This window comes from Sphingomonas bacterium, from assembly GCF_028289855.1.
GTDB lineage: Bacteria > Pseudomonadota > Alphaproteobacteria > Sphingomonadales > Sphingomonadaceae > Sphingomonas.
Window position 1 is genome coordinate 24,152 of sequence record NZ_JAQGKZ010000031.1, and the last position, 8,073, is coordinate 32,224.

Consider the following 8,073-nt stretch of genomic DNA (forward strand, 5'->3'; position numbering starts at 1 on the left):
TTCTAGCTGACCATTACGCCTCGTCCAGTGCGAACAACTGCTCGACCGGCTTGCCGATCGCCGCGGCCAGCTTGAGCGCCAGGATCGTCGAGGGTACGAACACGCCGTTTTCGACCGTGTTGATCGTCTTGCGGCTGACCCCGACGCGCTCGGCCAGTTCGGCCTGCGTCCAGCCGAGCCGCGCGCGTTCGTCGCGCAAGATGTTGGTCAGGCCCTCAGCCATCCTTGAGCGCGCGGCGTTCGAGCAGGCCGAAGCGCAGCAATGCGGCGGCGATGCCGATCGTCATCAGCGTATGGATCGTCTCGCGCGCGCTGAGCTGTTCGAACAGCGACAGGACATACAGTCCGATCGCGCTCACCATCGTTGCGAGGAAGCCGACGCTGAGTCCCGCGGCACGATTGGCGCGGGTGCTTTCGTCGTTGGCCAAGGCCCGAACTGCCGCGCTTTGGAACAAGCTGCCGCCGGTCGTGAGCAAGACGAGCAGCACCGTCGACATCATCAGCCATCCGCTGATCGCGATGTAATTCACCAGCCGCCTTCCGTCGTCCATCCGCGGGCCGCTGAAATAGATCGCCTGCTGCGCCACGAAGATCGCGGCCATCGTCGGCATCATCCGCGCGCGGCGCCGCACCAGCTGGTCAGCGGTTTCTGTATCGGTCATCATCGTCCCCTTTGTAACTTACAGGTTACATGTAACCCACAGGTTACACCGGCGCAAGGGGCAAAATGCGCGACCAAATGGGTTTGCCTCGCGAGTCCGGCCCGCTAGAGCCTTAACCATGACCGCCGCCGTCACCGATCAGCCCGTCGAAGGACGCTTCGACGGACGCGAGCATCGATTCCCGGTGCGCGTCTATTTCGAGGACACCGATCTATCGGGGGTGGTCTATCACGCCAATTACCTGCGCTTCATGGAGCGCGCGCGGTCGGACATGCTGCGGCTGGTCGGGGTCGATCAGCGCGGCGTGATGGAGGCGGGCGGGGGCGCGTACGCGGTCGCCGACCTCAGCATCAAATATCACCGTCCGGCCAAGCTCGACGATGCGCTCGTCGTGGTGTCGCGGCTCACCCGGTTGCGTGCCGCGGCGGTCGCCATTCATCAGCGAGTCATGCGCGGTGACGAAACACTCACCGAGGCGGACGTGACGGCGGCGCTGGTCGCGCCCGACGGGCGGCCGAAGCGGCAGCCCGCCGAATGGGCGGCGGCGTATGAGAAACTGATCTGGACAGGGGAATAAGACCGTAATGCACTGGAGTTTCGACCTTTCGCCGAACTCGACTTCGCCGCTGGCGTTGCTGCTCCACGCCGATATTGTGGTGCAGATCGTGATGGCTGGCTTGCTGATCGCGAGCATCTGGACCTGGGCGATCATCATCGGATCGGCGGGGAAACTGTCCGCGACGCGCAAGCAAATCAGCAAGTTCGAAAGCGATTTCTGGAAGGCCGACGATATCGACGCCTTCTACAAGCGCGAGGGCGACAGCGAGCTGCCCGTCGCCAAGGTGTTCGCCGCCGGCGTCACCGAATGGCGCCGATCGACCGCGGGCGGGATCGTCGACCGCGACGGCGTGCGCGAACGGCTGGCGACGGCGATGGGATCGGCGGTAGCGAACGAGACCGACAAGCTCGCCGACCGGCTCAACATCCTGGCGACGGTCGGGTCGGTCGCGCCGTTCGTGGGGCTGTTCGGCACGGTGTGGGGCATCATGACCACGTTTACCGCGATCGCCGCGCAGCAGAACACCTCGCTGGTGACGGTCGGCCCCGGCATCGCCGAGGCTTTGTTCGCGACCGCGATCGGCCTGTTCGCGGCGATCCCCGCGGTGATCGCGTACAACCGCTTCAGCCATGCGGTGAACAAGATCGAGGCGCGGCTCAACCGCTTCGCCGATGGCTTCCACGCCACCTTGAGCCGCCAGCTCGAGGCGAAGCGCTAAAGTGGCGATGTCGCTCCCCTCCGCCCGCGGCAAGGGCCGGCGCGCCCCGATGGCGGACATCAACGTCACGCCGTTGGTCGACGTGATGCTGGTGCTGTTGATCATCTTCATGGTCACCGCCCCGCTGATGACGGCGGGCGTACCGGTCAATCTGCCCGACAGCCGCGCCAAGGCGCTGGAGCAGGACAAGAAGCCGGTGGCGATCTCGATCGAACGCGACGGCACGATCTACCTCGACGACAAGCAGGTCGCCGAGGATGCGTTGCCCGACGCACTCGCGGCAATCGCCGCGAAGCGCGATACCGACGGCAAGCCGCCGCAAATGCTGCTGCGCGCCGACAAGGGTCTCGATTACGGGCGCGTGATGGCGGTGATGGGCGACCTCAATCGCGCCGGGCTCAACCGCGTGTCGCTGGTGTCGAACGTCAAGGTCGAGCGGTGACCGCAATCGCCGCCTCACCGATGATGCCCCCCGGGCGGCAATCCGTGAAGCAGGATCGCGGAATCGAATTCGCGGTGTCGGCGGTGCTGCACATCGTCGTGTTCGCCGGCCTGTCGATGGTGCTGCTCGTGCCGCGCGCGCCACCGCCGCCGCCCGCGCCGATGGACGTGACGATCGCCGACGATGTCGGGCTGCAGGCAGCCGCGCCGCAGAGCCTGACTCCGCCCGCGCAAAGCCAGGCGCCCGATCTCGGCAAGCCCGAGGATGCCGCGCCTGCCGCACCCGCGCCCGAGGCGGCCGAGCCCGCGCCGCCCAAGCCGCAACCCGCCGCCGCGCCGCCACCTAAGCCCGCCGAAATCGCCAAGCCGCAGCCTAAGAAGATCGCCCCGCCCGCGCCGCAAGCCGCCAAGGCACCCGCGCGGCCCGCACCGTCGTCGGCGCTCGCGAAGATCGTTGGCCGAGGCAGCGGCGTCACACCCGGCGCGACCGCCAATCGCCCACGCGGTCCTGCGCTGGGCGGGGTGATGAGCGGACTTGGCACGATTCCGAACAACTCGAAATCGATCACGCCGCAAGCGACGATGACCGGGGCGGCAAGAGCCAGCATCAACGGCAAGATCGCCGAGCAAATCCAGCCGTGTGCGCTCAACCACAAACTGCCGCCAACGCCGGGGATCGACCGAGTCCGGGTCATCGTGCGCCTCAGTTTTGCACGTGACGGCAATTTGTCCGCTCCGCCGCAGATCGTCCGGATCGAGGGCCTTAACGATGATACCGAGCGTTACGCGGACCTCGTGCGGCGAAGCGCCCTCGCGACATTCAGCGACAGGGCATGTCTGCCGATCCGCGGTTTGCCGGCCGACCTTTACGACGTTCCGGGCGGTTGGCGCAGCGTGCCGCTGGGTTTCAGGCTACCAGGATAAGATATGATGATGATGCGTAATCTGCTTTCAATCGCCGTCATCGGCCTGCTGGCCGTGGGTTCTCCTGCCGCCGCGCAAGTTGCGTCGCCGCCAACGGCGCCGCAAACCGAGGAACCGATCGTTGACGTGATCGGCGGCATCTCCGCGCCGATGGGGATCGCCATTCCGCCGATGCCGACTTCGGATGTCGTCTCCACGCCGGCCGGCCCGACCGACCAGCTCGGCCGTCAGCTCGCCGATGTCATCACCGGCGACCTCAAGAATTCGGGGCTGTTCAAGCCGCTTCCTGCCGGCCAGCTCCTGAACGTCCCGTTCGCCGAGGCGACCTCGCCCAACTACGGCAGCTGGAGCGCCACCGGCGCGACCGCGTTGGTCCAGGGCTACGTCCGCGCGAACGGCAACGGCACGCTGACCGTCGGCTGCTACCTCTACGACACCGCGCAGCAGCGCGAATTGTCGCGGCAAGGCTATATCGTCCCGTTCGGCGAATGGCGCCGCGCCGCGCACAAATGCGCCGACATGGTCTATACGCGGCTGACCGGCGAGGGGCCCTATTTCGACAGCCGCGTTGTCTATGTTTCGGAGACGGGGCCCAAGGGCAAACGGATCAAGCGGCTCGCTTTGATGGATCAGGACGGGTTTAACGGCCGCTTCCTGACCAACGGCCAGACGATTGTGCTGACCCCGACCTTGTCGCGCGACCAGCGCCGGATCGCGTATCTGTCGTACCTCGACAAGAAGCCGACGATCTACGTCTACGACATCGCCAGCGGCCGCCAGACCAAGCTCGTCACCGACGTCAGCCTGGCGTTCGCGCCGCGCTTTTCGCCCAACGGCCAGTGGATCCTTTTCTCGATGGCGCAAGGCGGCAATACCGACCTTTACCGCATCCCGTCGGGCGGGGGGCAGTGGCAGCGGCTGACCACATCGCCCGGGATCGACACCGGCGGCAGCTATTCGCCCGACGGCAATCGCATCGTGTTCGAGAGCGATCGCTCGGGGGCGCAACAGCTTTACGTGATGAATGCCGACGGATCGAACCAGCAACGCATCAGCTTCGGCAACGGACGCTACGCCACCCCGGCGTGGAGCCCGCGCGGCGATTTGATCGCCTTCACCAAAATGGGCGGCGGGTTCCATGTCGGGATCATGTCGCCGTCGGGCGGCGGCGAGAAGATGCTGACCGACGGCTGGCAGGATGAGGCGCCGAGCTGGGCGCCCAACGGCCGCGTGATCATGTTCTTCCGCTCGACCGAGGGCGGATCGGGGGTCGCCGATCTGTGGTCGGTCGACCTGACCGGCGTCAACGAACGCCGCTTGCCCACCCCATTCGACGGATCGGACCCGAGCTGGGGCCCCATTCGCACCGATTGATCGTTTATCACGCCAAAGAAGGAGTACCGACAATGGCCCGTGCCACCACCAAGCTGATCCTGCTCGCTGCGCTCGTCGCGATCGCGGGCTGCGCATCGAAGCGGCCAAAGGTGCTGCCACCCTCCGCCGGCGATAACCCGGTGACCGACACCAGCGGCGCGAACGGCGGCAACACCGTCATCCCGGGCAGCGCGCAGGACTTCCAGCGCTCGGTGATGAGCGACACGATCCACTTCGCGCTCGACATGTACGATATCGACGCGACCTCGCGCTCGATCCTCGATACGCAGGCGGTGTGGCTGACCAAATGGCCCGACCGCCGCATCACGATCGAGGGGCATGCCGACGAACGCGGTACGCGCGAATACAACCTAGCGCTCGGAGACCGGCGCGCGAATGCCGCGAAGAACTATCTCGCTGCCAAGGGCATCAACCCGGCGCGGATCACGACGATCAGCTACGGCAAGGAACGTCCGATCGCACTGGGAAGTGACGAGGCAAGCTGGGCGCAGAACCGCCGCGCGGTGACGATCGTGCTGCAGTAAGCGTCATTCCCCTCCCGCTTGCGGGAGGGGCAAGGGGAGGGCGTGTTTCTCCCCGCAGCGTTATGACAGGCCCTCCCCCGACCCCTCCCGCAAGCGGGAGGGGAGATTCCGCTTGCGACTCGCTCAATCCCGATATAAATGTGATATCACAATAACGGGAGGGCCCCATGGCCAGCATCGCTTCGGACACCATCACCAGGAATACCGCGCTCAACCTGTCGCACGAGCGGCCAGCATCGACATCGAGCGGCTATCTGATGCTGCTCGTCATGCTGATCGCGATCGTCGTGGCGATCTTCGGCGCGACTCAGATCGACGCCGATGCCGCGGTCGGCGTGCCGCTGCTGCTGTTCGGCGCGCTGACCTTCGCATTCGTCATGCCGGGCTTCTACATGCTCCAGCCCAACCAGGCGGTCGCGATCACCCTGTTCGGCAGCTACAAGGGCACCGACCGCTCGACCGGATTGCGCTGGGTCGTGCCGTGGTACGGCAAGAAAAAGGTCTCGGCGCGCGCGAACAACATCATTTCGGACAAGATCAAGGTCAACGACCTGCGCGGCAACCCGATCGAGATCGCGGCGCAAGTCGTGTGGCGCGTCACCGACACCGCGCAGGCGCTGTTCGACGTCGACGATTACAAGGCGTTCGTGATGGTCCAGATCGAGGCCGCCGTCCGCACGATCGGCTCGCGTTATCCGTACGACGATTTCGAGCATCAGGAAGTCACGCTGCGCGGCAACCACGACCAGGTTGGTGTCGAGCTGCGGCAGGAACTGATTAACCGGCTGACGATGGCGGGAATCACCGTCGACGAATGCGGCTTCACGCACCTCGCTTATGCGCAGGAAATCGCCGGGGCGATGCTGCGGCGCCAGCAAGCGCAGGCGGTGGTCGCAGCGCGCCAGACTTTGGTCGAGGGCGCGGTAGGCATGGTCCAGATGGCGCTCGAGCAATTGTCGGCGAAGAACGTCGTCGAGCTCGACGACGAGCGCCGCGCGGCGATGGTCAGCAACCTGATGGTCGTGCTGTGCGGCGAACGCGACACGCAGCCGATCGTCAACGCCGGCTCGCTGTATCAATAAGCGCGTAACCGATGGCCGCTCCCCCCAAAAAGGCGTTCCCGTTGCGCCTCGACCCCGCGCTGTACGCGGCGATCGAGCGCGCGGCGGCGAGCGACCTCAGGAGCGTCAACGCCCAGGTTGAATGCCTGTTGCGCGAGGCGTTGGGGCGGCGCGGGGTGAAACTGGCGGAACCGGTCCGCGCCAAGCGCGGGCGGCCGGCAAAGGAGAAAGACGATGAGTGATGGAGACTGGTTCGCGCCGAAACGCTTCGGCTATGGCTCGAGCTTGCCGATCGCTTGGCAGGGATGGGCGGTGCTGATCGGCTATATCGCCGTGTTGACGGCGGCGGGTATTACCTTGCTTCCACGGCACTGGGCGCTGTGGGCCACGATCATCGCGCTCGCGACGCTGACGCTGACGATCATCTGCGCGCAGCATACGCGCGGGGGCTGGCAATGGCGCTGGGGCGGGAAGGAATAAGCGCTTCGATACCCCGTGAAGTTTGGGCTCAACCCAGCGCTCCATCGAGTATTTTCGCCAACCTGAGCCCGCCGCGTTTGACCTCAAGCCGCACGGTTGGCACCAGCCGCTCGATCGTCGCGTTGTCGAGTTTGACGCGGGTTGGGGTCGGCCCGCACGGATCGCCGCCGATCGCTGTTGCATAGGTCACGTCACGCGCGACCTGCCAGCTTTCGCGACTCCAGTCGACGACATCGCCCGCTGCTACCGCGCGACGTACGGCTAACGGGTAGCGCCGCACGAGGCTCGGCCCGGTCGAGATCGCGCGCTCCGCCAGATACCCGTCCCAGATCGAATGCAAATTGAGCCGGCTCGCGGTGAACGTCCCGTAATCGGCCTTGACGTCGTTGCCGCCCTTGTCGCCCTTTTCGCCGGCGTGGAGCGGCTGGTGCAGGTCGCCGACGAAGTGGATCAGGAACACCAGCGCACGAACGCGGTCGGCGGTCGGCGCCCGGCGGTCCCTGAGCAATTTGGCGTCGCGGACGATCTGCGCCGACACGCAATTGTCGCCCTTGCACGCTTCGATCAGGTCGAACGGCTGGCAGATATTGACGTCCTGATAGTGCCAGGCGTTGGTCTCGCCGAACTTCTGCCTGCCGTCGGGGTTCTTGATCCCCTTGATGCAATCCGCCCACACCGCCGCGTCGTCGATCGTCCCGGCCTTGCATTCGGGGGTGCCGAGCAATTTCTGTTGGCGCAACAACACGAGGATGCGAGCGCGGGTCGCGGGCTTGATGTTGGCCCAGGCGATCTCGGCGATGGTCTGGTGGCCATACTCCCAATAGGCGCCGGCGGGCGTGGCGATCAGGAGTGCGCTCAGCGCGGCGAAGAAGGGGAGGAGGCGCTTCATGGCGTCAGCGCCTACGCCTGCATCGCGCGGCGCTCAATCCTCGTCGTCGTACAACGCCACGATGCGAGCGCCGGCCGACCCTGCACGGCCGCGATAGAGACTCGCGGTGGTGAAGCTCCACGCCGCGTCGCCGCGCGCATCGGTCACGATCACCCCGCCGGTGCCGCCGAGCGCCTTGACCTCGCTCATCACCTCGTCGGCCGCAACCTGCAGTCTTTCGCCGAGAAACCGGACGCGGGCGTTAATCTGGAACGCAACGGTTTCGCGGATGAAGAACTCGCCTGCGCCGGTGCACGACACCGCCGCACCCCGGTCGTCGGCATAAGTGCCAGCCCCAATCAGCGGCGAATCGCCAATCCGGCCCCAGCGCTTGCCGGTGACGCCGCCCGTCGAGGTCGCCGCGGCGACATGGCCGCGCCT

13 protein-coding genes are annotated in these 8,073 nt (G+C 66.0%); 9 read left to right on the forward strand and 4 right to left on the reverse strand.

The window, feature by feature from the left end:
* Positions 1 to 13: 13 nt before the first annotated feature.
* Both JWM94_RS02545 and JWM94_RS02550 read right to left on the reverse strand, forming a co-directional pair.
* Entirely contained in the window at positions 14 to 223 is a 210-nt protein-coding gene (locus JWM94_RS02545; protein WP_299421087.1) for a helix-turn-helix transcriptional regulator, read from the reverse strand.
* On the reverse strand, positions 216 to 662 hold the full coding sequence (locus JWM94_RS02550) for a hypothetical protein (RefSeq protein ID WP_299421090.1): 447 nt from the start codon (positions 660 to 662) through the stop codon (positions 216 to 218). The genes JWM94_RS02545 and JWM94_RS02550 overlap by 8 nt, the downstream gene beginning before the upstream one ends.
* A 118-nt stretch (positions 663 to 780) precedes the next feature.
* Between JWM94_RS02550 and ybgC the strand changes: the two genes are divergently transcribed.
* The 9 genes from ybgC (at position 781) to JWM94_RS02595 (ending at position 6,764) form a co-directional block, all read left to right on the forward strand.
* The gene (gene ybgC / locus JWM94_RS02555) at positions 781 to 1,239 is read left to right on the forward strand and encodes a tol-pal system-associated acyl-CoA thioesterase (RefSeq protein WP_299421093.1); all 459 of its coding nucleotides are present in this window, start codon (positions 781 to 783) and stop codon (positions 1,237 to 1,239) included.
* Between the two features lie 7 nt (positions 1,240 to 1,246).
* Positions 1,247 to 1,939, forward strand: a complete 693-nt coding sequence (tolQ, locus tag JWM94_RS02560; RefSeq protein WP_299421097.1) for a protein TolQ — start codon at positions 1,247 to 1,249, stop codon at positions 1,937 to 1,939.
* 1 nt (position 1,940) lies between these two features.
* Positions 1,941 to 2,381 (forward strand): protein TolR, encoded by a 441-nt coding sequence (gene tolR / locus JWM94_RS02565; RefSeq protein ID WP_299421101.1) that lies wholly within the window; start codon positions 1,941 to 1,943, stop codon positions 2,379 to 2,381.
* Positions 2,378 to 3,304 carry a cell envelope biogenesis protein TolA gene (locus JWM94_RS02570; protein ID WP_299421105.1) on the forward strand — a complete coding sequence of 309 codons (927 nt, stop codon included), beginning with the start codon at positions 2,378 to 2,380 and terminating at the stop codon, positions 3,302 to 3,304. The genes tolR and JWM94_RS02570 overlap by 4 nt, the downstream gene beginning before the upstream one ends.
* Before the next feature lie 12 nt (positions 3,305 to 3,316).
* Entirely contained in the window at positions 3,317 to 4,678 is a 1,362-nt protein-coding gene (gene tolB, locus JWM94_RS02575) for a Tol-Pal system beta propeller repeat protein TolB (protein WP_299421137.1), read from the forward strand.
* A gap of 32 nt (positions 4,679 to 4,710) precedes the next feature.
* The gene (gene pal / locus JWM94_RS02580) at positions 4,711 to 5,223 is read left to right on the forward strand and encodes a peptidoglycan-associated lipoprotein Pal (RefSeq protein ID WP_299421108.1); all 513 of its coding nucleotides are present in this window, start codon (positions 4,711 to 4,713) and stop codon (positions 5,221 to 5,223) included.
* Between the two features lie 167 nt (positions 5,224 to 5,390).
* The gene (locus tag JWM94_RS02585; protein ID WP_299421113.1) at positions 5,391 to 6,305 is read left to right on the forward strand and encodes an SPFH domain-containing protein; all 915 of its coding nucleotides are present in this window, start codon (positions 5,391 to 5,393) and stop codon (positions 6,303 to 6,305) included.
* Positions 6,306 to 6,316: 11 nt separating this feature from the next.
* Positions 6,317 to 6,526 carry a toxin-antitoxin system HicB family antitoxin gene (locus tag JWM94_RS02590; protein ID WP_299421117.1) on the forward strand — a complete coding sequence of 70 codons (210 nt, stop codon included), beginning with the start codon at positions 6,317 to 6,319 and terminating at the stop codon, positions 6,524 to 6,526.
* Positions 6,519 to 6,764 carry a hypothetical protein gene (locus JWM94_RS02595; RefSeq protein WP_299421120.1) on the forward strand — a complete coding sequence of 82 codons (246 nt, stop codon included), beginning with the start codon at positions 6,519 to 6,521 and terminating at the stop codon, positions 6,762 to 6,764. The genes JWM94_RS02590 and JWM94_RS02595 overlap by 8 nt, the downstream gene beginning before the upstream one ends.
* 28 nt (positions 6,765 to 6,792) lie before the next feature.
* On the opposite strand, the gene JWM94_RS02600 is transcribed toward JWM94_RS02595, so the two are convergent.
* Both JWM94_RS02600 and JWM94_RS02605 read right to left on the reverse strand, forming a co-directional pair.
* Positions 6,793 to 7,653 carry a S1/P1 nuclease gene (locus tag JWM94_RS02600; RefSeq protein ID WP_299421124.1) on the reverse strand — a complete coding sequence of 287 codons (861 nt, stop codon included), beginning with the start codon at positions 7,651 to 7,653 and terminating at the stop codon, positions 6,793 to 6,795.
* Between the two features lie 33 nt (positions 7,654 to 7,686).
* The coding region (locus JWM94_RS02605; RefSeq protein ID WP_299421129.1) for an isoaspartyl peptidase/L-asparaginase at positions 7,687 to 8,073 on the reverse strand (387 nt) is incomplete at its 5' end.